The sequence below is a fragment of the Enterobacter sp. UPMP2060 genome (assembly GCF_053709655.1).
In genome coordinates, this window is the sequence record NZ_JBSKJQ010000004.1 from 95,358 (window position 1) to 120,186 (window position 24,829).

At 46.6% G+C, this 24,829-nt stretch carries 25 protein-coding genes; 13 read left to right on the plus strand and 12 right to left on the minus strand.

Going from position 1 to position 24,829, the window contains the following annotated elements; all coding sequences use genetic code 11:
- The gene (ampE, locus tag ACWKXN_RS11245; protein WP_167819009.1) at positions 1-855 is read right to left on the minus strand and encodes a beta-lactamase regulator AmpE; all 855 of its coding nucleotides are present in this window, start codon (positions 853-855) and stop codon (positions 1-3) included.
- Positions 856-864: 9 nt separating this feature from the next.
- On the minus strand, positions 865-1,416 hold the full coding sequence (ampD, locus tag ACWKXN_RS11250; protein ID WP_024907473.1) for a 1,6-anhydro-N-acetylmuramyl-L-alanine amidase AmpD: 552 nt from the start codon (positions 1,414-1,416) through the stop codon (positions 865-867).
- A gap of 87 nt (positions 1,417-1,503) precedes the next feature.
- On the opposite strand from ampD, the gene nadC reads away from it, so the two are divergent.
- The 5 genes from nadC (at position 1,504) to ACWKXN_RS11275 (ending at position 6,532) form a co-directional block, all read left to right on the plus strand.
- Positions 1,504-2,397, plus strand: a complete 894-nt coding sequence (nadC, locus tag ACWKXN_RS11255) for a carboxylating nicotinate-nucleotide diphosphorylase (RefSeq protein WP_182071469.1) — start codon at positions 1,504-1,506, stop codon at positions 2,395-2,397.
- A gap of 174 nt (positions 2,398-2,571) precedes the next feature.
- On the plus strand, positions 2,572-2,634 hold the full coding sequence (locus tag ACWKXN_RS11260) for a prepilin-type N-terminal cleavage/methylation domain-containing protein (RefSeq protein WP_429837868.1): 63 nt from the start codon (positions 2,572-2,574) through the stop codon (positions 2,632-2,634).
- A 191-nt stretch (positions 2,635-2,825) separates the two neighbouring features.
- Complete coding sequence (locus tag ACWKXN_RS11265; RefSeq protein WP_454543793.1) at positions 2,826-4,223, plus strand: 3'-5' exonuclease; 1,398 nt, start codon at positions 2,826-2,828, stop codon at positions 4,221-4,223.
- A complete protein-coding gene (locus tag ACWKXN_RS11270) occupies positions 4,223-4,888 on the plus strand; it encodes a DarT ssDNA thymidine ADP-ribosyltransferase family protein (protein WP_172880431.1) in 666 nt (221 codons plus the stop codon). The genes ACWKXN_RS11265 and ACWKXN_RS11270 overlap by 1 nt, the downstream gene beginning before the upstream one ends.
- Positions 4,889-4,897: 9 nt before the next feature.
- The gene (locus ACWKXN_RS11275; RefSeq protein WP_172880428.1) at positions 4,898-6,532 is read left to right on the plus strand and encodes an ADP-ribosylglycohydrolase family protein; all 1,635 of its coding nucleotides are present in this window, start codon (positions 4,898-4,900) and stop codon (positions 6,530-6,532) included.
- A 97-nt stretch (positions 6,533-6,629) separates the two neighbouring features.
- On the opposite strand, the gene ACWKXN_RS11280 is transcribed toward ACWKXN_RS11275, so the two are convergent.
- Positions 6,630-7,436 (minus strand): hypothetical protein, encoded by an 807-nt coding sequence (locus tag ACWKXN_RS11280; protein ID WP_232926628.1) that lies wholly within the window; start codon positions 7,434-7,436, stop codon positions 6,630-6,632.
- 288 nt (positions 7,437-7,724) lie between these two features.
- Here ACWKXN_RS11280 and ACWKXN_RS11285 point away from each other — a divergent pair, with 288 nt between their 5' ends.
- The gene (locus ACWKXN_RS11285; protein ID WP_172880327.1) at positions 7,725-8,339 is read left to right on the plus strand and encodes a recombinase family protein; all 615 of its coding nucleotides are present in this window, start codon (positions 7,725-7,727) and stop codon (positions 8,337-8,339) included.
- Between the two features lie 225 nt (positions 8,340-8,564).
- Here ACWKXN_RS11285 and ACWKXN_RS11290 read toward each other — a convergent pair whose 3' ends face one another.
- The 3 genes from ACWKXN_RS11290 to ACWKXN_RS11300 form a co-directional block, all read right to left on the minus strand.
- Entirely contained in the window at positions 8,565-8,981 is a 417-nt protein-coding gene (locus ACWKXN_RS11290; protein ID WP_454543794.1) for a lysozyme inhibitor LprI family protein, read from the minus strand.
- A 15-nt stretch (positions 8,982-8,996) separates the two neighbouring features.
- Positions 8,997-9,857 carry a hypothetical protein gene (locus ACWKXN_RS11295; protein WP_454543795.1) on the minus strand — a complete coding sequence of 287 codons (861 nt, stop codon included), beginning with the start codon at positions 9,855-9,857 and terminating at the stop codon, positions 8,997-8,999.
- 186 nt (positions 9,858-10,043) lie between these two features.
- On the minus strand, positions 10,044-10,307 hold the full coding sequence (locus tag ACWKXN_RS11300) for a helix-turn-helix domain-containing protein (protein WP_017384794.1): 264 nt from the start codon (positions 10,305-10,307) through the stop codon (positions 10,044-10,046).
- A gap of 99 nt (positions 10,308-10,406) precedes the next feature.
- On the opposite strand from ACWKXN_RS11300, the gene ACWKXN_RS11305 reads away from it, so the two are divergent.
- On the plus strand, positions 10,407-11,018 hold the full coding sequence (locus tag ACWKXN_RS11305; protein WP_172880714.1) for an XRE family transcriptional regulator: 612 nt from the start codon (positions 10,407-10,409) through the stop codon (positions 11,016-11,018).
- Positions 11,019-12,297: 1,279 nt separating this feature from the next.
- On the opposite strand, the gene ACWKXN_RS11310 is transcribed toward ACWKXN_RS11305, so the two are convergent.
- Complete coding sequence (locus tag ACWKXN_RS11310; RefSeq protein WP_454543796.1) at positions 12,298-13,950, minus strand: recombinase family protein; 1,653 nt, start codon at positions 13,948-13,950, stop codon at positions 12,298-12,300.
- Positions 13,951-13,994: 44 nt separating this feature from the next.
- Between ACWKXN_RS11310 and ppdD the strand changes: the two genes are divergently transcribed.
- From ppdD to hofC, 3 genes are read left to right on the plus strand one after another with little or no spacing between them, the layout of a single operon-like run.
- Positions 13,995-14,396, plus strand: a complete 402-nt coding sequence (ppdD, locus tag ACWKXN_RS11315) for a prepilin peptidase-dependent pilin (protein ID WP_049016022.1) — start codon at positions 13,995-13,997, stop codon at positions 14,394-14,396.
- A 10-nt stretch (positions 14,397-14,406) separates the two neighbouring features.
- Entirely contained in the window at positions 14,407-15,789 is a 1,383-nt protein-coding gene (gene gspE / locus ACWKXN_RS11320) for a type II secretion system protein GspE (RefSeq protein ID WP_454543797.1), read from the plus strand.
- Entirely contained in the window at positions 15,779-16,963 is a 1,185-nt protein-coding gene (hofC, locus tag ACWKXN_RS11325; protein ID WP_320717362.1) for a protein transport protein HofC, read from the plus strand. Before gspE ends, hofC begins: the two co-directional genes overlap by 11 nt.
- Positions 16,964-17,006: 43 nt before the next feature.
- On the opposite strand, the gene ACWKXN_RS11330 is transcribed toward hofC, so the two are convergent.
- On the minus strand, positions 17,007-18,050 hold the full coding sequence (locus ACWKXN_RS11330; RefSeq protein WP_064673239.1) for a GMP reductase: 1,044 nt from the start codon (positions 18,048-18,050) through the stop codon (positions 17,007-17,009).
- Between the two features lie 228 nt (positions 18,051-18,278).
- Between ACWKXN_RS11330 and coaE the strand changes: the two genes are divergently transcribed.
- The 3 genes from coaE to yacG are packed head-to-tail and all read left to right on the plus strand — an operon-like array spanning position 18,279 to position 19,846.
- Complete coding sequence (gene coaE, locus ACWKXN_RS11335) at positions 18,279-18,899, plus strand: dephospho-CoA kinase (RefSeq protein ID WP_182071472.1); 621 nt, start codon at positions 18,279-18,281, stop codon at positions 18,897-18,899.
- Positions 18,899-19,642: a cell division protein ZapD gene (gene zapD / locus ACWKXN_RS11340; RefSeq protein WP_454543798.1), complete on the plus strand. Its 744-nt coding sequence runs from the start codon at positions 18,899-18,901 to the stop codon at positions 19,640-19,642. Before coaE ends, zapD begins: the two co-directional genes overlap by 1 nt.
- Before the next feature lie 9 nt (positions 19,643-19,651).
- Positions 19,652-19,846 carry a DNA gyrase inhibitor YacG gene (gene yacG, locus ACWKXN_RS11345; protein WP_023310404.1) on the plus strand — a complete coding sequence of 65 codons (195 nt, stop codon included), beginning with the start codon at positions 19,652-19,654 and terminating at the stop codon, positions 19,844-19,846.
- A gap of 34 nt (positions 19,847-19,880) precedes the next feature.
- Here yacG and mutT read toward each other — a convergent pair whose 3' ends face one another.
- From mutT to lpxC, 4 genes are all read right to left on the minus strand, one after another.
- Positions 19,881-20,273 carry an 8-oxo-dGTP diphosphatase MutT gene (gene mutT / locus ACWKXN_RS11350; protein WP_045888157.1) on the minus strand — a complete coding sequence of 131 codons (393 nt, stop codon included), beginning with the start codon at positions 20,271-20,273 and terminating at the stop codon, positions 19,881-19,883.
- A gap of 57 nt (positions 20,274-20,330) precedes the next feature.
- Entirely contained in the window at positions 20,331-23,036 is a 2,706-nt protein-coding gene (gene secA / locus ACWKXN_RS11355; RefSeq protein WP_023310402.1) for a preprotein translocase subunit SecA, read from the minus strand.
- A gap of 58 nt (positions 23,037-23,094) precedes the next feature.
- Positions 23,095-23,598, minus strand: coding sequence for a secA translation cis-regulator SecM (secM, locus tag ACWKXN_RS11360; protein ID WP_045888182.1), 504 nt, complete (start codon positions 23,596-23,598; stop codon positions 23,095-23,097).
- A gap of 280 nt (positions 23,599-23,878) precedes the next feature.
- Entirely contained in the window at positions 23,879-24,796 is a 918-nt protein-coding gene (lpxC, locus tag ACWKXN_RS11365; protein ID WP_008501977.1) for a UDP-3-O-acyl-N-acetylglucosamine deacetylase, read from the minus strand.
- Between the last annotated feature and the right edge of the window lie 33 nt (positions 24,797-24,829).

The window sequence follows — 24,829 nt, forward strand, 5'->3', positions numbered from 1 at the left end:
CTACACCAGCGTGCCGTAGATAGTCAGCAGCGCCACGATAACCACCACCACAAACGACGTTTTCTTCGCCATGGAGACAGCGGCTTTCGGCGTTTCAATCTTGTCGGTATGCGGCTCACGCGCCAGCGAGAACTGCGCCAGACGCGTTAGCACCTGGTACTGCGACGTATGGCGATCGGCAAGAGAAGCGAACCATGCGGGCAGCGCTTTTTCACCGTGACCAATTAACGCGTACACCACGCCGACCAGACGCACCGGGAGCCAGTCGATCACGTGCAGGATGGCGTCAATACCGGACTGCAGGCGTTCATGCGGCGTCAGATAACGGGCAAGCCACGTCTGCCAGGCGCGCAGGAACGCATATCCCATCAGCAGTACCGGCCCCAGCGGACCACCCACTACAAACCAGAACAGCGGCGCAAGGTAGTAACGGAAGTTAATCCACAGCAGCGCGTTTTGCAGCTCGCGCAGGAATTCGCGCTCGTCGCAGTCCGGCGGCACGCCGTGGATCATCGTCAGCTCGCTCGCCATGGCACCGCGCGCATGGGCATCGTCACGGGAGGCGGCTTTCAGGTATGCGTGATAGTGTAAACGCACCTTGCCTGCGCCAATGCACAGCACCCCAAGCAGGATCCACACCACCAGCAGCGGCACGTTGAAAAAGAGTCCGTACAGCGAACGCAGGAGCAGGAACGTAATGACCATCACCCCTGCCATCATCAGCAGCGTGCGCAGCATGGAAAAATGTTTGATACGGCGGAATAATACCTCCAGCCGGTGATCCAGATGCCAGTGCTCGCCGAGCTTGAACAGGCGTTCAGCGATCATAACCAGCAGCATGGTAAACAACGTCATGGTATCTCCTTATTCTGACGACGCGGTGAGCATGGCGCGAAACCGGGGCCAGTCAAAGGCCGGGCCGGGATCGGTTTTTCTCTCCGGGGCTATATCACTGTGTCCCGTGATATTGTCGGCGATAGCCGGGTAGAGTCCGATAAGCGTGCGGGTCACAGCCGCTAGCTGTTGATACTGTGAATCGGTGTAGGGCGTCGTATCTGTGCCTTCCAGTTCGATTCCGATAGAAAAATCGTTGCACCGTTCGCGCCCGTGATACATCGACACGCCGGCATGCCAGGCGCGCTTATCAAAGGGAACATACTGAACCACTTCACCATCGCGACGAATCAGGCAGTGAGCCGATACGCGCAGATGTGCAATTTCAGCAAAGAAGGGATGAGCATCGGGATCAATCGTTCCCGTGAATAACGCATCGATCCACGGGCCGCCAAATTCACCCGGCGGGAGACTAATATTATGAACCACCAGCAGTGTGGGCTTTTCATCCTCCGGGCGGCAATCGTGGTGCGGCGAGGGCACGTGCCGCGCATCCACCAGCCATCCGTTTTCTAACAACATGCTGGAACTCCTTCTGTATGGTGCAATGACTCGGTTCAGAGTAGCATGTTTCAATATTATGATTCGTTACCAATTTGGAGTTTTATCATGCCGCCTCGCCGCTACAACCCCGACCACCGACGTGAAGCGCTTCTGGAACGTATTAATATGGATATTCCGGCAAGCGTCTCCCATGCTTTGAAAGAAGATCTGGGCGGTGACGTTAACGCTGATAAGGATATTACCGCACAATTGTTGCCAAAAGAGACGCGTTCGCACGCGGTCATTATCACCCGTGAAGACGGCGTTTTTTGCGGCAAGCGTTGGGTTGAAGAGGTCTTTACCCAGCTGGCGGGTGATGATGTGCAGATTATCTGGCACGTTGAAGACGGCGAGGCAATTACGGCAAACCAGCCGCTGTTTGAACTGGACGGTCCTTCCCGCGTCTTGCTGACCGGCGAACGTACCGCGCTCAATTTTGTACAAACGCTCTCTGGCGTGGCCAGTGAAGTGCGTCGCTACGTTGACCTGCTGGCCGGTACCCGCACCCAGCTGCTGGATACCCGCAAAACGCTGCCGGGCCTGCGCACCGCGCTGAAGTATGCGGTGCTGTGCGGCGGCGGCGCAAACCATCGCCTGGGCTTATCCGACGCCTTCCTGATTAAAGAGAACCACATTATTGCCTCTGGCTCCGTGCGTCAGGCGGTGGAGAAAGCCTTCTGGCTACACCCGGATGTGCCTGTCGAAGTAGAGGTCGAAAGCCTGGAAGAGCTGGAGCAGGCGATCAAGGCCGGGGCCGATATCATCATGCTCGATAACTTCGAAACAGAGCAGATGCGCGAGGCGGTAAAACTGACTAACGGCCGGGCCCAGCTTGAAGTATCCGGGAACGTCACTTTCGAAACGATCCGTGAATTCGCCGAAACCGGCGTGGATTACATCTCCGTCGGCGCGTTGACCAAACACGTTCGCGCCCTCGACCTCTCAATGCGCTTCAAATAACGCATTCTCCCCTCTCCACCCGGAGAGGGGAATTTCAGCCCCGCTCGCAGATCCGCTGTTCTTCCCTGCAACACTGAATAAATTCTCTGAAGCCTCCTTCCCGTTCCCTTTTTTGCCTCTCGTTTCTGCTCTTTCCCGCTGACAAAGTAGCGCCACTTTGCATAAGGAGCAGATATGGACAGACAACAAGGCTTCACACTCATTGAGCTGATGGTGATTAGTAAAGTTATTTTATAGTAAGTATGAAGAACCTAACTTAACTACTTTTTATGCGATCTAAATCAAACAAAACCCATGATAGAGTAGTAAAAAAATAAGAATTGGCTGAAATTGTGCAAGTTGAGACTTGACTCGCAAACCACTTCATCTTGCTGTTGATTCAACAACTATTTTTCATGGAAATCCGTTAAAAGGAGAAGGAGAAAGTTTTGAAAATTTTATCTAATCATCAAGCAACAAGAGAACAATTACCTATAGTTAGTCGGAATATATCTGGAGTTGTTGTTATTCGTGGTGCTGCAGGCAGTGGGAAAACCACAAGTGCTTTACTTCGTTTGACCGCTATAGTTAACACACTATCATTCCGGAGAAGAATTGATAACAATCAAAACCCAATTAAAACCTTAGTTCTTTCTTTTAACCGAACATTGTCTGGATATATTGAAGGATTGATCAATGATAGTATTCAAACAGGTGCTATTCCTGTAGAAGTTGAAAATGATACATTCGCTAACTGGGCGAGAAGATATATTGGAACTTCTTTGATCGAAGAAAGAGAGCGTGATTCATATCTATGTAGAGGATGTACTAATTTAGGCTATGATATCGATTTTATACTTGGTGAAATTGATTATGCTCGTGGGCGGTTTCGCAGTAATGAATTAGAAAGATATCTTACAGTAGAGAGAACGGGTCGAGGCTTATCTCCCCAAGTAACAAGAACCACTCGTCAGCAGTTAATAGATATTATAAGAGAGTACGAACAGTATCTAAGTAATCGTGGTTTAGATGACTGGCATACACAATGCGAAAAGATGATAAGTAACCCATGCCTTAATTACGATATCATTGTTGTAGATGAAACACAGGACTTCTCTGCAAATCAAATTCGAGCCATACTGAACCATTTGAGTGATGATTATTACTTAACTTTTGTTATAGATACTATACAGCGGTTATATCCTCGAGGTTTTACTTGGACTGAAACTGGATTGGACATGAGGAACGCAGCCTATTTCAGACTGGGTGAAAATCACAGAAACACAATTGAAATAGCAGAGTTTGCAGCATCAATTACGCATGGTTTAACAATTGATGATGATGGAAGTATAAGCGATTTCAGGCAGGCAACGAGACATGGACCAAAGCCAGTTGTATGTAAAGGACTATATTCACAGCAATTAAAATATGCTCTTGATTATATAGACCAAAAGGTTGACCTCAGCAAAGAGTCTGTTGCTTTCCTTAAGCCAAAAGGCGGTAATTGGTTTTCAGAGATTGAAAAAGCATTGAATACCAGGAAACTACCTTACATAACCATCACCAAAAATAAAATATGGTCAAGAGGCCCAGAAAACATTGCATTATCAACCATGAATTCAGCAAAAGGTCTTGAATTCGACCATGTGATTATTTTGGGGCTAAGTGAAGCTAATATGCAGCATCAAGATGAAGAATCTGATGATAAACTGCAACAATTACGGCGATTACTTGCTATGGCAATCAGCAGAGCAAGAGAATCAGTTATCATCGGATATAAAGAATCAGAAAAAACAGATTTAGTAGATTATTTCACGGATGGAACATTTGATGAGGTGATATTATAATGAGCATTCAGGAATTCATTAGCAGAAATGGAATAATAGAGGTCTTGCATTTTACTACCGAAAGAGGATTGACCGGGTGTGCAAGTACTAAATTAGTACTTTCAAGGAAAGCTTTAGATGAAGAGCAATATCTAAGTCATATAGCAACACCTGTATCTACCGAACGCAAAGAGGCACAAGATACATTTAACAAAGATGAAAATTGGTTAGATTACATAAATATGTCGATCAGTGAGATAAACACTCATTATTTTCGTTCAGCCAGGAAAAGATACACGTGCCTTGATCGATGGTGGTGTATTATGTCTTTCGACCCAGTTATCTTAACTCACCCTGGTGTATATTTCACAACCACTAACAATATATATACAGGGGTATCAAGGGCAACAGACCTTAGCGGGTTGCAGGCAATGTTTAATGATAGAGTGACACGCTGGAGTGGTAACGTCGTTGCCCGGAATGGAAGGCCAATGAACCTTGCCACTTGTGAACAAGCAGAAGTTTTATATCCAAACCCGCTAAATATGAGCTTTCTTCAACGTGTATATGTTCAAGATCGAGAACAAGCAGCTTCGATACACGGGACGTTAGTTAGCTTGGGTTTTGGTCAGGTAAATGTTACTATTTGCCCAGAAAAGTTTACCGGTGTGCCTAACACTTTTTAAGAGGGTGAAATGAACATAATCAGAGAGCAAAAAACGATAAACTCTGCACTGTGGGCGGCAGCTGGTGATGCAATCGGTTGGATTTCAGAACTTACCGATGAGAATGGATTAAAGCGTAGAATAGGTGATAGCTATTTATTGAAGCCTGTTAGTTGGAATAGAAAAATAGGTGGATACTCAGGTGTAACTGTAAATCTACCTGCAGGAACTTATTCCGATGATACCCAATTAAGATTAGCTGTATCGAGAGCAATCAGAGATAACGGCGAGTTTGATATTGAGTCATTCGCTAAAATTGAACTTCCAGTTTGGTTATCTTATGCATTAGGTGCAGGACGTGCTACAAAATGGGCTGCATCCCATCTTATGCGTAAGGATATTACTTGGTTTTCTAATTTCTATAAAAGCGATGGTACTGAATACATTAATGCAGGTGGTAATGGCACAGCCATGAGAATACAGCCTCATGTCTGGAGCTGTAAAAATTTGTCTCAAAAGGCATATACTGCATCAGTTGTTAAAGACTCTCTTGTTACCCACGGACATCTCATTGCAGTTTGCGGAGCAATTTTACATGCAGATGCTTTGCAATATGCTTTAATTAACGATCGACCTGCAAATGTTTCCGAACTTGAAAATATAATAGACGACTTTGCAAAAATACCCGACATTATTAATAGCATTTATGAGCTGAAAAATTTCTGGCTTCCTAATTGGGAAATAATAAGCAATAAAAACATTGTTGACGAAGTTAATAGCATTATAATTGAAACTAAGAACTTCTTATCAAAAGCCGTTACTGCTTCTAATAATGTTAATGATCCAGAAAGCAAATATAAGGTTGCTATAAGTGCCTTAGAGTGTGATAAAGAATCAAGAAGGGGTGCAGCAACAAACACTGCTCTTGCCAGTAGCCTTCTATGCCATTTTTTTAAAGACACCACTCCTTATGAAGCAGTCATTGCCTGCGTTAATACTTTAGGTACTGATACTGATTCAATTGCAAGCATGGCTGGGGCTATTTTTGGTTGTTACAATGATATGCCTAAATGGGATATTCAGGATAGCAAATATATTATCGATGAATCTATACGACTGAATAAAATATCCGAAGGTAAAGCAACTACTAATTTCAATTACCCCAATATAAATAAATGGAACGCTCCACAAACTCAAAGTGATAGTCTGGCAATAAATAGCCATGGCGAACATTATGTTTTGGGTCTTGGGAAAGCTAATGTACTCCAGAGTGAAGCGTGGACTACAAAAATTCATTCTTGGCAATGGTTGAAACTTGTTTTTGGACAAACCATTTTAATTAAGAGTAAAATTGGTGACATTAAAAAAGTTAACAGACCAGACTTAAGTAATATTGAACCAAGGCAACAAACTGAATCTTCGGCATTATCATTCGAGACTCAACTTCACAACACAGTCCATCAGGGTTCCTTTGATTATGATATTGAGGGAAACAATCAATTAGATCTTGATGAAATTACCAACCTTTTAATAAAGGAAGGTTTTAATGAACAAAAAATCGGACATTATTTAATTGAGTTTGCAGATAAAAAAGGCCTTGAGTCATGTATTGGTTTTGCGGCGATCATAGGTAAAGCTTTTATTGCAAGAAAGAAAAAACATTGATAATGAAAAGCCCAATGGAAATCCATTGGGCTTTAAAATAAAATATCACGTTCTCTCTAACTTAAATTATGTAAACTTATCAACATAAAAATATACCTCAATCTTTTGGTTCTATTAAATTATGTATACTCTCCGTAGGAATTGATAAGTCCCTCACCGCATCTAAAACCTTTTCTCTCGTATCAATAATGAAATTAATTTTAGATAATAATTTATTTCGAAATTCTGAATTTATCATGAACTTATTCAAAACATCAATGATGCATTTTATTTCTGCCGGATTAGAAGAATGTAATATACTTGGTATTTCTTTTCCCTTTTTAAAATACATCCCAGCATCTCCCAAACATTCATTAAGATGGGAAACTAAAGAATGACAAGTAATATATAGTGGATCTTCACTATTGACAATAGTATCTAACAGTGGACTCTTGGATGAACATAAATTCCAATTATATGTATTAATCAAGACAATAGAACCATTTAATTTCCTTAATTCTTCAGTGAATTCATCTAATTCCATGTATAATTCATTAATGCTTGAAAAGAAGCTCTTTACATCTGACTCATCATAAAAAAGATCTTCTTCATTTCCTAAAAACCTCCATTTCAAGTGATTGGCTGAAATAATCTCCATTGCCTTGTATTTTACATTAGGGATAATATTTGTCTTTAAATTCACTCCCTCAGTAATTGCTTCCTTTTCAGTTAGACCTAACTTCCAATCTTTAGCTACATTATATGCAACAATTGCCATTACAGCTACAATGCCATTGAATATGGCAGACGCCCAATCCGAAATTTTAGTATTTTTCACGATCTCAGGATAATTAGCCCCTAACGCAAATAAAAAAATGAAAAATGTAGCTGATATTAGTACATACACTGTTACGGGTAATCTCATTACAAATCCTTGAACTCAAAAATGTTAATATTAAACGTATTAGATTATACCATTCAGTCCCGATAGGGATAGAACATATATAAGTAAAAAACCATCAAATTAAGCTCAATAATTGGGTTCAAGAATATGGCATGATCTTGGACAGAACTATTTTCCCGATAGTTCTGGATAGGTATACCCCAACCAGACCTGTAATTTATCTTTGTGAAGTGGTTCACTAAATCGATTTTACAACTTAAAAAGGACCAAATATACTAAACCAAGTAAAATGAACCTTAGGAGTTTACAATGCGTATTTGGGGATATTTACGGGCTTCAACCAGTGAACAAAATGCTCTGCGTGGGAAAGAGGAACTTGATGAATTTGTAGGTACACATGGAATGAAAGTTTCAAAGTACTTTATCGAGAATGTTTCTGGTGCAACATTGCAACGTCCTCAACTTTTCCAGTTACTTGATATCGCAGAATCAGGCGACGTACTTCTATGTGAACAGGTAGACCGCCTGGCCAGGCTGACTACTGATGATTGGAAAACTCTTCGCTCTCTAATCGAATCAAAAGGAATTCGAGTTGTATCGTTAGATCTTCCTACCAGCTACCAATTATTGAAAGGAAGTACTGATTCACTAACTTCTCGCATGTTCGAATCAATGAATACAATGATGTTAGATTTTCTGGCAGCATTCGCCCGTAAAGATTATGAAGATCGCAGACGTCGCCAAAAACAGGGAATTGAGAAAGCTAAAAGTGAAGGAAAATACAAAGGACGTCCTGTAGATGAAAATCTCAGAATGAAGGTAAAGGAATTGCTTTCAGACGGTAAAAGCTGGAATCGAATTCAGGAGTTATTGGGTTGTTCAAGAGCAACTATTTCTAAAGTTTCAAAGTTACAAACAGATTGAATAAGAAATAAGCTATGATTCATAGATACTTCAGTGAGACCGAACGCTTACTCCATAGAATGATGCACATGTACTTTGATAAAAAAACGGATGATTATATTATGTTCGGTGTTCTTCTTTGTGAATGGAGCGATGAAAGTACTTCAAGAATTATTAATAGCGGTTTTCCACCAGCCCTGACGCATCGATGCCAATAAAAAAGGTAGCCTACGCTACCTTTTAACATCAACCACCAAGATTTGTACTATTCCTTAGTCGATAAAGATCTAATGTTTTATCGCGGATGATATTCATTTTGCTTTCAGCCGCAATTAAACTCCAGATTGTACCCTCTTCTTTTTGATAAAAAGCCTCAATTCCTTTATTATACGAATCTCTGTATTTTATCCATTGCCTTTGTGAATCTCTTAGCGTAGTACGCACATTTTCAGGCTGATCTTTCATTAGCAGTTTGTACTGATTCCCAAGCTCAGCATCCCACGCTGCAGTAGCTTTAATATAGCAATTCTGTGAGTCAATAATGCTAACAGCATCCAACTTGCATTTTTGTAATGTACTATCAATATTTTGCTTAAGTTCCTCACCAGAGGCCGATAAACAAAATAGTAAGCTTGAACTTATAACCATCACTTTATAATACATAGTAATAAGCCTATTTTAATTATCGATTTGTACTGTAACACGATGTTCTATCTCATTAAGATGAGCTACGCCACATTTTTCTAATTGAGCACGTGCAAAATCGATGTCATTCCTGGTTCTTTGAATTTCGGGATCAGTAGTAGGACTCCTCCCGCCAGCAAACGGGGATGTTCCGCTTTGCCTCAAAGCATCCGATGTTTCATTCCAGTACTTAATGGCTTGCTCAGACGCTGCATTTGCAGCTAACAGTCGATTGAATTCACGTGAGCATGACTTCTTTTGAACAGCAATGTAATCATCGACCCAAACACCATGTTGCTTGTAGATATTTTCAGCTACTAAGTATTTACCACTGCTCTTGTCGAGACTATTAATCTTACTTTCGATGTAGTCTTTGTTCTTTTTTTCTAATGCTACAGCGGCGGCATATTTATCGGCTAATTTCATTGACTCATCTTGCTTAGCTTTAACTTCAAGCCACTTTTCTCTGTTAAAGATCCCGGCACTCTTCGCTTCAGAGAATTGATCTTCGCTCCTAAAGCCAAGATTCTTTCCTTGTACATTCATCATATATACATTAGCCTGCCCAGCTATTAATAATAAAATGACAATGATGATAGGTAGAAGAAAGTTATTAAAAAACTTTGGAAGTTTTTGCATTAATGCGGGGTAGTTTTCTTGCATAGAAGGAATGGCTACAATTGACCACCAAAATGAGATGATCATAACCATACTCCAAAATGCTAAAGTAACTAATGCAAGTAATACTGTAGCAAATGACATCCCTGGTTCATTGAATGTACTGAAATAACTATAAACCATGAACACCATGATTAAGCAAAATCCCATATAAACAAAAAACTGTAGTTTCTTCATTTTTATTTTACCTTATTATTTTAATACTCGCTTTATATTACCGAGAGAGTCAACCTCTACTCTGACAAGTTTTCTACATGCCCCGCACGAACCTACACCTGTACCACTGCTTTTAATTCCGGTGTTTACTGTTGTGGTACTTCCACAATGCGGACAAACCACTGTATATGTTGCGTATGCCACAATTTATTCCTCACTATTATTGTAACGTTCAGGCCAGATTTCCTCTCGAGTTACACCGATATAATCTGCAATGATCTTCTCACCTTTAGGCCAATGTCTCTCAAGGGCGTTGTATAGCGTTCGTTCATGCAAGCCGTTGTCTCGGGACAACTTAGCCAACGAACTACCTTTTTTGCGTATAGCTGCGAGTACATCGGCCCGATGCCAGTTTCGAGTACTGGCATTTGATTCCTTTTTTTGAGATCCTTCTTGTTTATGATTCTTCATTATGATCACTCATTACTTAATCATGAATATGATTGATCAATAAAATGAACATGTCAAATCGAATTAGGAATACAGTTCCTTAAGTTGAATGGCGATAGAATGAACAATAAAAAGCAGAGTACTAAAGAGTTCAGTGAACGCTTAAAGCACGTCATAGCAGCACTTGGAACAACGGGTAGAGAGTTCTCAAAACGTGCGGGTATTGGCTATAGTACTGTTCACAACTACATGCACGGCTCATCAAGCCCTACACTGGATAACTTGGTACTCTTGGCAAAAGCAGGCAATGTATCTATTGAGTGGCTGGCTACAGGCCAGCAATCGAGCATGAGCAGCACTGATTCAGATGTCATACATGTACCTTTTATTGATCATGCCGATGAAATGTTGAATCTTGATGCTCAACTGCTTGATGTGAAGGATTTACACTCTCTGCGTGCTATCAGGGTTAATACCGATGTAATGACCCCTACTTTTCTTACGGGTGCAGTACTACTCATTGATACTAACGATAAAAATTTAACCGATAATAAACTTGTTGTATTAAAACAGAGCGGGAATTATTTGTTTAAGAGAGTACAGGTGCTCATGGAGGGAGTACGCTTACTGAGTGATAATGACAATTATCCGTCAATCGCAGTCGCTTTTGAAGATATGAAAAGTATCAATGTCATTGGTGCTGTAGTGATGATTATTAACAAAATTAATTAGCACAATGAGTACTTCCACCAATCACCGTTAACAAACCTACCCAAGGTAGTGAAAGGTGGAAGTTGTGACTATTAAGGTACATGACACAATTAATTAGGAGATCATAGCAAGAGATCTCTACAAGCAGAGATCATTCCTTTCAATCCTAACGATATCTGATTGAATTAATATTTCCATTTAATGTTGTTTTTTGACTGTCCCGCTTTACAAGCGAGCCAGGAATTTCATTCGATTGAATCTCACGGCGTTCGCTTCAACTCGAATATCAATTCATTGGATATTAATTTTTTGAAAGGGCATTTATCAAATATTGATTAGCTTTAACAGCGTTACCTCTTGACGGGATTTCTTGGATACATTTCGATCCCCCACCGCGGGGGGAAGATATTCAAGATATACAATTAATTTGTACTTCTTGACGCTGATACCCATCAACATTTCATACAGCGAATTTTGGATACAACTATATTGTACTCAAGCGGAAGCGGGTTGCCCTGTTTCTTCCTATCGCCATTCTTTGCAACGGTCGTAGCTCATCACTACTCTTCTTATAAAAGCTGTATGAATAACTCCTATAAGCATCTAAGTACTTCTCAAATTCTGGACGGATCTATTTTGTATAAATTCGCCACAGAATCTATTAGAAGTAATAGACTCCCTTATACCATTTGGTAAGGATTGGCCTTATATGTCTATCAAGGGAATCTACGGGGTATTATCCGATTTCTTTATAGTGCCACATTGCCGTGACTCCTGCGTTTTCGTCTTTATTGTCTGGAATTTACGCTCGGGAAATTTGCACGGGTTTCATTTGCACTGCGTTCTGTTGAACAACTCATCTGCCATCTACTTGTCGATAGGATCAGGTTTTAATTTATTATACCAAGGATAATGACGCTCTTATCATTACCCCACGACTAACGGGTACACCAACAGGATTTTAAACTATACATATAGTATAGGACATAACTTAAATTCATTTCATTTTTTTCTTCTATCCCTATAAATATCTACTGATATTTATAGGGATAAAAAAATATATGTGAATCATTTAGTTTTGACGCTTAAAGCACTTTATTTTAAGACAAGCTTCGCTAAAGAACCTGCCTTTAGGTCTGTAATAATATTACACGGGGACTATCAATTTTTCGATATACACAGTTAAGGTTCCGTTCAACAATAAAAAAAACGAGCCAATTTTTTACTATGTATAATTTATTTTAATGTATAAGGATGCCTGAACTACGCTCAAAAAAAATGAGGTTTCTTCCTAAACAAGTTAACCAAATAATGCATATGCCTCTTCATTGCTAATCGGTTTGGAATTTAAAAAATACTGTTCTTTTTCAATATCGTATGTCATTACATCATCGCCAAGTGTAACTACTAACGTTTTGTTTTCTACATATGTATTACTTAATAGGAAACCTTCTTTAAGACTAATAGTTAACCATTGCAGATCAGTACTAACGTAAAAAGAAACCGATACTAACACAATATTTTTTTGTATTTTTAGTATTTGAATCTCTCTGATGATCTTTCTTATTTTTATATTGAAATCCTGCCTGACCTCAATGTTACTAACATCCAACAACTCATAATTTATTTTTTTTACTATATCTTCATAACTAACACTAACATTCTCTAATGCTTTTAAATCATCAATTTTTCCTTGTAATTCCCTAATTTTTGCCTCAAGATTTTTAAGTACCTTATAATCCGTTTCAGTTGGAATATCGACAGAATCGACTGTTCTTTGAACATTTGCAAGATAGTTAGAATAATGAATTAATTCACTGCTCAAATTTTCAACTTCTGCTGCATGAGATGAATTGCTAAGACTGCCAAAATCTAAATGCCTCAGATATTTTAGTAATGTATTCTCAACGACATTATACTTGAATCCGTTAGCAACACATCGTTTATTCCCTGCGATAGCATGAGAACATCGACCAAAGCGATTTCCATTCTCATTATTAATTAAAATATGACCAGCCTTGCATAATCCGCAAACTAACACTCCTGAAAATAACGTATTAGCTCGACGGTTTATTTTTTTATCTCGGCCTGGTTTTGTTAAACGCTGCTCAGCTCTTTTGAATTGAAGCTCAGTAACAATAGTAGGGTACATCATAATCCCATCAAAATTATTACGTAGTGTTGACTGAGTTCTATGTTTACCTGTGACTCTCTCGTCTTTTAGTACTCTATGTACGCTCCAATTACTCCACGTTTTGCCATTGTACTTGTATCCTTCACTATTAAGTCTATCTCTGATAAATGCCTGACCATAACCATTATTATACCATTCAAAAATGAGACGAATTGGTGCCACATTTTCTGGTATTTCTTGGTACTGGTTATTTTCCACTTTTAACCACCCCGGACAACGCCCTGTCAAAGGAATATGTTTTTTTACTGTTCTTTCAAAACGTTCATCCCAATTTTTAATCGAAAGCTTTTGCTTTCGGAGTGATTCTTTGTGGCTACGAGTTAATCCTGCTGATATTTGATTTAAGTCACTGCATCTATGATGTACTGTCTCTGTATCAATTTCATGTACATCACATCCTTTGTTAATCAAACCTAAAAAAAGCTCCGCGGCTTCATTGGGATTTGCTCTTGAAAATCGATCTATATTTTCAATAATCAATACAGCGTTTTTGATCTTTCCGCTTTTGTAATCAGCTATAAAAGAATGAAGTACAGATCCTTGTTCAATATTTTTTCCACTAAAACCACTAACCCCTTCAGCTTTTAAGAATACTATATTGTCAACACTCAATTCGTATCCTAAGCCATCCTTGTCCTCATATTCTTCAACATAAGTTGTTAGCAAGGCTTGCTGACGACTCATACCAAATCCACCTTTCTCAGTCTTTTGGCGTCCTGAACTTACACGGCAATAGCAGAAGGCTGTTTTGATACCCATGATAAAAATCCTTCTAATTTTTTTACTATATAATAACACACATAATGGTGGTCATTGGCATCATTGCGATTCTGAGCGCCATCGGCGTTCCCGCCTATCAGAACTACCTGCGCAAGGCGGCGCTGACCGATATGCTGCAAACCTTCGTTCCCTACCGCACGGCCATCGAGCTTTGCGCGCTGGATCACGGTGGCGTGGAGAGCTGCGACGCCGGCAGTAACGGTATCCCTTCCCCCACCACGACACGCTACGTTTCAGGAATGAGCGTGGCGAAAGGGACCGTGACCTTAACAGGACAGGAGAGTCTTAACGGGCTGACGGTAACCATGACGCCACGGTGGAGCGACGGCAACGGTATGACGGGCTGGACGCGCGACTGCAACATCAGTGCTGACAGCGCCCTGAAACAGGCCTGCGAAGACGTTTTCCGCTTCGACAATAACTGAGGAGCGGATAATGAATACCGATCAACTCGTGGCGCTTTGTCAGCGCCATCACGCACTGCTGCTCACCAGCGACAGTGACATGGTCAGCATCGCCGTCGTGGGCAGCCCCGCGGCTGAACTCATGGAGGCGCTGCGCTTCGCGACCCAGAAACGGATTGATATTGAGTGCTGGAGCGCTGAGCGCATGGAAAAACACCGGCAGCTAACGTCACAATCGCATCTGCCCGTCGTTTCGCAAACACACTCGACGGTGGATATCCTCAACCACACGCTGCAGCAGGCAATCAACCAGCGCGCCTCCGACATTCATATCGAACCGATGGAGCATGCATGCCAGATTCGGTTACGCATCGACGGGGTTCTTTGCCCCCAGCCTCCGCTTTCCGCCTCGCTGGCAAGCCTGTTCAGCGCACGTTTAAAGGTGCTGGGTAATCTTGATATTGCAGAACGTCGTTTACCTCAGGACGGTCAGTTTACGATTGAGCTGGCAAACGAGCCGGTCTCGTTTCGGATCGCGACGCTTCCCTGTAGCGGTGGTGAGAAAATTGTTCTGCGTCTGCTGCATCAGGTTCAGCAGGCTCTTGAGCCGAAAGCGCTTGGCATGAGCGCAGAACAACTGGCCTGTTTCAATGAGGTTCTCCACCAGCCGCAGGGGCTCATTCTGGTCACCGGCCCCACCGGCAGCGGCAAAACCGTGACGCTGTACAGCGCGCTGCAGGCGCGTAATACCCCTGACGTCAACATCTGTAGCGTGGAGGATCCGATTGAGATCCCCCTTGCGGGATTAAACCAGACGCAGATTAATCCCCGGGCGGGTTTAACATTCCAGAGCGTGCTGAGGGCGCTGCTGCGTCAGGATCCAGACATCATTATGGTCGGCGAAATCCGTGACGGTGAAACGGCAGAAATTGCCATTAATGCCGCCCAGACCGGTCATCTGGTGCTGTCAACACTGCACACCAACTCGACGACGGAAACCCTGATTCGCCTGGAGCAGATGGGCGTCGCGCGCTGGATGATATCTTCCGCGCTGTCGATGGTGATTGCCCAGCGGCTGGTCCGGCGTTTGTGCCCGCACTGTCGCCGGGAAGCCAGCGAGCATGCTGAATTACCGCGCGCCGTATGGTCCAGACCGCTTCCACGCTGGCAGCCCACCGGCTGCGATCGCTGTTATCACGGTTTTTATGGCCGCGTGGCCATTTTTGAAGTACTGGCGATCGACAATACCCTGCGCCGGGCCATTGCCAGCGGGGCGGGAATCGAAGTAATAGAGGCGAGTGCCCGGCAGGCGGGAATGATTTCTCTTTTTGAGCACGGCTGCATGGCCGTCGAAAAAGGGCTGACCACGATCGAAGAGCTGGTGCGCGTGCTGGGAATGCCGGATGGCTGCTAATCAGCTCTGGCGCTGGCGAGCACTCACCAAAGAAGGTGAGCCCCGAAGCGGGACACTCTGGGCCACAGACCGCAATGCCGCCTTCACCAGGCTGATGCGTAGCGATCTCCATCCTCTGGCGCTGACCCGATGCGCTCAGCGGCACCGCTGGCGGCCGCATCACTGCTACGAGATGTTTCGCCAGCTCGCGACGCTTCTGCAGGCGGGGCTGACGTTGTCCCACAGCCTGCAGATGCTGGCAGAGCAACATCCGTTAAAACCGTGGCAGGCGCTGCTGCAAAGCATTGCCGATGAGCTCAGTGAGGGATCCCCCTTTTCTGAGTCGCTAAAAAAGTGGCCAGCGGTGTTTAGCCCACTGCATGTCTCGATGGTGAAAACCGGTGAGCTCACAGGGAAACTGGAGGAGTGCTGCCGCCAGCTCGCGCAGCAGCAAAAAGCGCAGCAGCAGCTCAGAGAGAAAGTGAAAAAGGCCCTGCGCTATCCGGCGATCGTCCTGACGCTGGCCTTACTCGTGGTGCTGGCGATGGTCATTCTGGTCTTGCCCGAGTTTGCCGCGATCTACAAAACGTTTAACACGCCGCTTCCGATGCTGACACAAATGGTCATGGGGATGGCCGCATTTATCCAGTCCTATGCCCTCGCGTTGTTCGCCGCGTTATTAGCGCCCTTAGCCGCCGCCTGGGCTCTGAGGCAGAACCCTCGCTGGCAGCGCATGCTGATGCACATGCCCGTGATGGGCGCGCTGGCAAAAGGCCAAAAACTGGGACACATCTTTACCGTACTGTCACTTACGCAGCAGGCAGGTATCCCCTTTTTACAGGGACTGGAGAGCGCAGAGGAGACCGTTGAAAGTTGTTACTGGCGGGGGATACTCCGCAGCGTTCGGGAGGACATTGAAAAAGGTCTCCCCGTCTGGTCATCCTTTCAGAAAGCGGCCATCTTTACCCCGCTGTGTATTCAGCTTTTACGAACCGGTGAAATGTCAGGTGCGCTGGACATCATGCTGGCAAATCTCGCCCGGCACCACACGGAACAGACCTTTCAACGGGCAGATAATCTGGCGGCACTTCTCGAGCCAGTGCTTCTGATTGTGACAGGGGTCATCATCGGCACGCTGGTGGTGGCAATGTACCTACCGATATTCCATCTGGGAGATGCGATGAGCGCGGGTTAGGGCTAAACAGTGCTGGCGCACGGGCATGCGCCAGCAGAAGCCATTACAGGCTATTGAATACGCGGTTTTCCTGTTCCTGAACGCGAATAAACGTCGTACGTTTCGTCAGCTCTTTCAGGCGGGATGCCCCAACGTAGGTGCAGGCCGAGCGCAGGCCGCCGAGGATATCGCGCGCGGTGTATTCAACCGGGCCGCGCAGAGGTAGCTTCACGGTTTTGCCTTCTGCCGCACGGTATTTTGCCACGCCACCGACGTGACGGGTCATCGCGGATTCAGAGCTCATGCCGTAGAAGAGCATAAATTTCTCTCCATTTTCTTCCACAACGGTACCACCGCTCTCTTCGTGTCCAGCCAGCATACCGCCGAGCATTACGAAGTCTGCGCCGCCGCCGAAGGCTTTCGCAACGTCGCCCGGCATGGTGCAGCCGCCATCGCTGATGATCTGGCCGCCCAGACCGTGCGCCGCGTCGGCGCATTCAATGACTGCAGAGAGCTGCGGATAACCGACGCCGGTTTTGACGCGGGTCGTGCACACGGAACCCGGGCCAATACCCACTTTCACGATATCTGCACCGGAAAGGATCAGCTCTTCACACATTTCACCGGTCACCACGTTGCCCGCGATGATGGTTTTCGTCGGCCAGGCTTCACGCGCCTTGCTGACGAACTGCACGAAGTGCTCGGAGTAACCGTTCGCCACGTCAATACAAACGAAGTTGAGCGCCGGGTTAGCGTTCAGGATCTGTTTGGTCTTCTCGAAATCCGCATCGGAGGTGCCGGTAGAAACCATCACATGCTTCACCACGTCAGCAGGCGCGGTCGCAACAAACGCATTCCACTCTTCAGGGCTGTAATGTTTGTGCACGGCGGTGAGAATGTCGAACTGTGCCAGGGCGGTTGCCATCTCAAAGGTTCCCACAGTATCCATGTTGGCAGCGATGATCGGCACGCCAGACCAGGTCTGACCGGAATGCTTAAAGGTGAATTGACGTTCGAGTTCAACGTCTGAGCGACTTTTCAGTGTAGAGCGTTTAGGGCGGATAAGAACGTCTTTGAAACCTAACTTCAGATCTTCTTCGATACGCATGTGCGGATTCCTGGGGTTAGAGGCAAATATGTTAAAAGCACAACTCCAGTGACGTTATCATACGCGCTAATACCTGCTCCGCAAGACTGCGAAATTCTCTTTTTTTACGCTACAATCCTATAAATTTACCTGGTAAAAAGCAGGTAAACAGGGTCAAACAGTTGCTGGCGCACCTAATAGTTTTAAACAACTGATTTTAATAATGAATAATTCCCAGGATTTGAATTAATGGGGTATATCGTCGCATTAACCGGCGGCATCGGTAGTGGCAAAAGTACCGTTGCGGACGCGTTCTCTCGTTTGGGTATCACGATTATTGATGCCGATATCATTGCCCGCCAGGTGGTAGAGCCCAATACATCCGCGCTAAAGGCCATCGCAGAACATTTTGGTCAGGCAGTCATCAGTGCCGATGGCACACTGAATCGCCGTCAGCTTCGCGAATGTATTTTTTCTGATTCTGCGGAAAAAGACTGGCTTAATGCCCTGCTCCACCCCATCATCCACCAGGAAACTCAACGTCAGATAGCCGCAGCCCGCTCGCCCTATGTCCTGTGGGTGGTTCCGCTACTGGTTGAAAATCAGCTGCAGAAGAAAGCCGATCGCGTGCTGGTGATTGATGTCGCACCCGAAACGCAAATCCAGAGAACCATGACGCGCGATCGCGTCTCTCGGGAGCATGCTGAACAAATTCTTGCCGCTCAGGCTACGCGCGCTCAGCGCCTTGCCGTGGCGGATGATGTTATTGATAATAACGGCGCACCAGATGCCATTGCATCGGATGTTGCCCGTCTGCACGCGCAGTATCTGACGTTCGCCGCGCAGGCCGTTGCACAGGAAAAACCATAATGTCGACACACATCCTTTTTGAGCATCCGCTCAACGAAAAAATGCGCACCTGGCTGCGCATCGAATTCCTTATTCAACAACTTTCACAACATCTGGCTGTTAACGATCATGCCACCGCGCTGCACTTCTTCCGCAACGTAGGCGATCTGCTGGATGTGATTGAACGCGGCGATGTCCGCACAGAATTACTCAAAGAGCTGGAGCGCCAGCAGCGTAAATTGCAGGCATGGACGGAGGTCCCCGGCGTAGATCAGAGCCGTATCGACGCGCTCCGCCAGCAGTTGAAAAGCAGCAGTGCCGTCCTGATGGCCGCGCCGCGCGTCGGGCAGTTTTTGCGTGAAGACCGCCTGATTGGCCTGGTGCGCCAGCGTCTGAGCATCCCTGGCGGCTGCTGTAGCTTCGACCTGCCGACGCTGCATATGTGGCTACATATGCCACAGGCGCAGCGTGACGCACAGGTGAACAGCTGGCTGGCAAGCCTGGAGCCAATGCACCAGACGCTGTCGTTGATCCTCGATCTGATCCGTAACTCTGCGCCGTTCCGCAAGCAAACCAGCCTGAATGGTTTCTTCCAGGATAACGGTGATGATGCCGATCTTCTGCGTCTCAATCTGTCTCTCGGCGAACAGCTTTACCCACAGATTTCCGGGCATAAGAGCCGCTTTGCGATTCGCTTTATGCCGCTGGACAGTGAAAATGGCACCGTGCCGGAACGTCTCGATTTTGAACTGGCCTGTTGTTAAGGAGTGCCGATGTCTGATGTCACCACCGTAAGCTGCCCAACCTGTGGCAAAACCGTTGTCTGGGGCGAAGTCAGTCCGTTCCGCCCATTCTGCTGCAAGCGCTGCCAGCTCATTGACCTTGGCGAATGGGCGGCGGAAGAGAAACGCATTCCAAGCGAAGGCGATCTCTCGGACAGCGATGACTGGAGTGAAACCCAGCAGTAATCTGTAAAGCCTGCTGGCGCTTCGCTCAGCAGGCCTACGGTTGTGCGACTAACCGCAGGATCACGGGTTCATTAGCTGGCGGGAATTTTTCGGCATCACTTGCCTGAAGTTCCACCCAGTTACCCGGCTGTCCCTCTTTTCCCCAGGGTTCTCCCTCCCAGTTTTCCACCAGCCAGAACCACAGCGTAATGTGCCTGTCCGGAAACTGGTACTCAAGCTTATCAAACAGCGTTGCGCTAAGCGGCGTGATCCCCACCTCTTCCTGAAGCTCCCGAACCAGCGCCTCTTCCGGCGTTTCACCTGACTCGATTTTACCGCCTGGAAATTCCCACTTGTTCGCCATATGGGCGTCGGCAGCGCGCTGAGTGATGAAGATTTGGTTTTGCGGGTTGCGAATAATCCCGACGGCAATTTGCAGTATTTTCATATTGTCACTTCCATAAAAAAGGCGCAGATATCTGCGCCTTTTTGTTTTTTTATGAACTTAGCTCAGGCGGCCGTGGCACGCCTTGTACTTTTTACCGGAACCACACGGGCAAGGATCGTTACGACCCACTTTACGATCGCCGGTCTGCGCGGCGATCGCCGCTGCGGCTTCGCTGTCGTCGGTCTGATGACTCAGCTGTTGCATCTGTGCCAGACGCTCGGCTTCTTCACGACGCTGCTGCTCCATCGCTTCCACTTCTTCCGGCATACGCACCTGAACCTTGCTCAGGGTGCTGATCACTTCATACTTCAGTGATTCCAGCATAGAGGCAAACATGGAGAAGGATTCACGCTTGTATTCCTGCTTCGGATCTTTCTGCGCATAGCCGCGCAGGTGAATACCCTGACGCAGGTAGTCCATCGCCGCCAGGTGCTCTTTCCACAGGGAGTCGAGCGTCTGCAGCATCACGCCTTTTTCGAAATGACGCATCATTTCAGCGCCAACAACCTCTTCCTTACGCTTGTAGACGTCCAGCGCGGTTTCAAAGATACGTTCGCGCAGGGTCTCTTCGTGCAGCTCAGGCTCTTTATCCAGCCACTCTTTGATTGGCAAATCGAGGTCAAAGTCATTTTTCAGACGTTCCTGCAGGCCTTCGATATCCCACATCTCTTCCAGAGACTGCGGTGGAATATGCGCGTCGATGGTGGCTTTAAACACATCTTCACGAATGCTGTTGATGGTTTCGCTCACGTCGGACACGTCCAGCAGTTCGTTACGCTGGGTGTAGATCGCGCGACGCTGATCGTTAGCCACATCATCATATTCCAGCAGCTGCTTACGAATATCAAAGTTGCGGCTTTCCACTTTACGCTGTGCGTTAGCGATCGCTTTAGTCACCCACGGGTGCTCGATGGCTTCGCCAGGTTTCATCCCCAGCTTACGCATCATGCCGGACACGCGGTCGGAGGCGAAAATACGCATCAGCGCATCTTCCATAGACAGGTAGAAGCGGGATGAACCGGCATCACCCTGACGACCCGCACGGCCACGCAGCTGGTTATCGATACGACGAGACTCGTGACGCTCTGTACCGATGATGTGCAGACCGCCGGAAGCCAGGACGGCGTCATGACGAACCTGCCAGTCAGCTTTGATCTGCGCAATCTGTTCTGGCGTTGGGTTTTCCAGCTCCGCCACTTCAGCCTGCCAGCTACCGCCCAGCATAATATCGGTACCACGACCCGCCATGTTGGTGGCGATGGTTACGGCAGCCGGATAACCCGCCTGCGCAACAATGTCCGCTTCTTTGGCGTGGAATTTGGCGTTCAGAACGTTGTGTTTGATACCCGCTTTAGTCAGCTCGTGAGAAACCACTTCAGATTTCTCGATTGAGATGGTCCCCACCAGAACCGGCTGGCCGTTGGCAGTGCGGTCGCGAATATCTTCGATGATCGCCTGAATTTTTTCCGCTTCGGTCATGTACACCAGGTCCGGCATATCCTTACGGATCATTGGACGGTTGGTTGGAACGACCACGGTATCCAGCTTGTAGATGGAGCTGAATTCAAACGCTTCGGTATCAGCAGTACCGGTCATCCCCGCCAGCTTCTCGTACAGACGGAAGTAGTTCTGGAAGGTGATAGACGCCAGCGTCTGGTTTTCATTCTGAATATCCACACCTTCTTTGGCTTCCACAGCCTGATGCAGACCGTCAGACCAGCGACGTCCCTGCATGGTACGGCCGGTGTGTTCATCGACAATGATCACTTCGCCGTCTTTAACGATGTAATCGACGTCGCGGGTGAACAGCGCGTGGGCGCGCAGTGCAGCGGTCACGTGGTGCATCAGCATGATGTTGCTCGGGGAGTACAGGGACTCACCCTCTTCCATGATGCCTTCAGCTACCAGCAGTTCTTCAATTTTCACCAGACCACGTTCGGTCAGGTTCACCTGGCGCGCTTTTTCATCTACGGAAAAGTGGCCTTCACCCTGGAAGGTATCCGAGTCCTCTTTCTCCTGACGCAGCAGGTGTGGAATGATTTTGTCGACCTTACGGTACATCTCTGAGCTGTCTTCAGCCGGGCCGGAGATGATCAGCGGAGTACGCGCTTCATCGATCAGGATGGAGTCAACCTCATCCACCAGCGCATAGTGCAGCTTACGCTGTACGCGCTCTTCCGGGCTGAACGCCATGTTGTCACGCAGGTAGTCGAAGCCGTATTCGTTGTTGGTGCCGTAGGTGATGTCCGCGTTATACGCTTCGCGCTTGGCTGGCGCAGGCAGGCCGGACATGTTAATGCCGACGGTCATACCGAGGAATTCGAACAGTGGGCGGTTGTTTTCGGCGTCACGCTGCGCCAGATAGTCGTTGACGGTAACCACGTGAACGCCTTTACCAGTCAGCGCATTCAGGTAAGCCGGCAGCGTTGCGGTCAGGGTTTTACCTTCACCGGTACGCATTTCCGCGATGCAGCGCTCGTTGAGCACCATACCACCCAGCAGCTGGACGTCGAAGTGACGCATGCCGAATACGCGCTTACTCGCTTCGCGCACGACAGCAAACGCTTCCGGGATCAGGCTTTCTAAGGTTTCACCTTTTTCCAGACGCGCACGGAATTCCGCCGTTTTCGCTTTCAGCTCGTCATCAGAGAGCTTCTCCATCGCCGGTTCCATACCGTTGATGACGGCAACAGCTTTGCGCATACGGCGCAGGGTACGATCGTTACGACTACCAAAAACTTTAGTTAACAATTTGATTAGCATAATAAATTCTCAAACGCCCCATTGTGGGCAGATAAATTAAGGTATTGAAAAAGTTAATTTAGCTGAGGCGTTGCGGCCCGGCGCGAATGCCGTGAGCCTGGCTAATCCAGGTTGAAACAGAGAATGAAGCTGGTGAAACAAACGCACGCTGCGTTGTCTGACGAACCATGACCGGCGGCTGGCTGTCCTGCGTGAGCAGCGCGTTGAGCGTGTCCAGCAGGGCAAGATGCTGAGCCTGCACCGGCAGCGCCTCTTCCGCAACAGGCATGGCCTGCGGTGCCATCGCAAAGGACAGATGGCGGATAACGGTGCGGATAGCGTGCTGGTGCCAGTAATCGACGGTGAAGTTTGGGCGGCGACTGGCTTCAAGCCACGCGAGGTTAGTAAAGTTAACCCGCGTGTTGAGATCGTGTTTAGTGGTGGAGGTTTTTGCGGGCGTCGCCGCTTCGGCACTGTTGCTGAGCGCAGGCAAGCCGAAACTCGCCGCGACCATCCCTAATAAGAGATGCGGCCAGAAGTAACGTCTGCCAAATTGTCGCCAGCGCGTCAGTATTCCGCTCACCTGCTCCACCCAATAAGCCAGCCTTGCAGAGGCTGAGTTCAGTTATTCATTTTAGCGCCCAGATAGTACCACTAAAGCCAATATACATCAGCAGGAATGAGGTGCCGCCGCGGAGAAAAACGGTCAAGAATGCAGCTAACGCACATAATTTTCTGAGTAAGACAAACGAGAGATACCGCAGGGGTAAACGAAGAAGGGTAAAAATAAAAACGACTGGTCTTCCTGGTCGGAGAGAGTACCAGGTTAACCAGTCGATTTTTTTACGAAACGGTTTGAACCGTTACGCCAGAACCATGCTTGGTGCTTTGAAAGCCAGCGGCAGTTCAGCTTCGTCTTCGAAGGTCACATATTCCCAGGCTTCCTGTTTTGCCAGGACGGCCTGCAACAGTTTGTTGTTCAGCGCATGACCGGATTTGAACGCGGTAAATGCACCAATGATGTTGTGACCACACATGAACAGGTCGCCGATAGCATCCAGCATTTTATGACGAACGAATTCATCTTCGAAACGCAGGCCGTCTTCGTTCAGTACGCGATAATCGTCAACAACGATGGCACAATCGAAGCTGCCGCCCAGGCACAGGCCGCGGGACTGCAGATATTCGATATCACGCATGAAGCCAAATGTACGGGCTCGGCTGATCTGGCGCATAAACGCATCGGCAGAGAAGTTCATCGCATAGCGTTGGGTGCTGGAGTCAATCGCCGGATGGTTAAAGTCGATGGTAAAGTCCAACGAGAAACCATTGTACGGTTTGAATTCAGCCCATTTATCGCCATCTTCGACGCGAACGGTCTCTTTGATGCGTACAAATTTCTTCGCGCAGTTCAGTTCTTCGATGCCGGCATCCAGCAACAGATAGACGAACGGTGCAGCACTGCCATCCATAATCGGGATTTCTGGCGCATCGACTTCAACAATAATGTTGTCGATACCCAGACCCGCCAGGGCGGCGTTCAGGTGCTCTACGGTAGAAATCCGCACGTCATGCTCGTTCACCAGACAAGTACAGAGCATAGTATCACGCACAGATTTGGCATCGGCCGGAAAATCTACCGGTGGATTCAAGTCGGTGCGACGATAGATGACCCCGGTATTGGCCGGCGCAGGGCGTAACGTCAGCGTGACTTTCTTGCCGGTATGTAAACCGACACCAGTCGCCTGAACGATACGTTTAAGTGTCCTTTGTTTGATCATCGTATAATCTCGCCAAATTAACTATCCAACCGA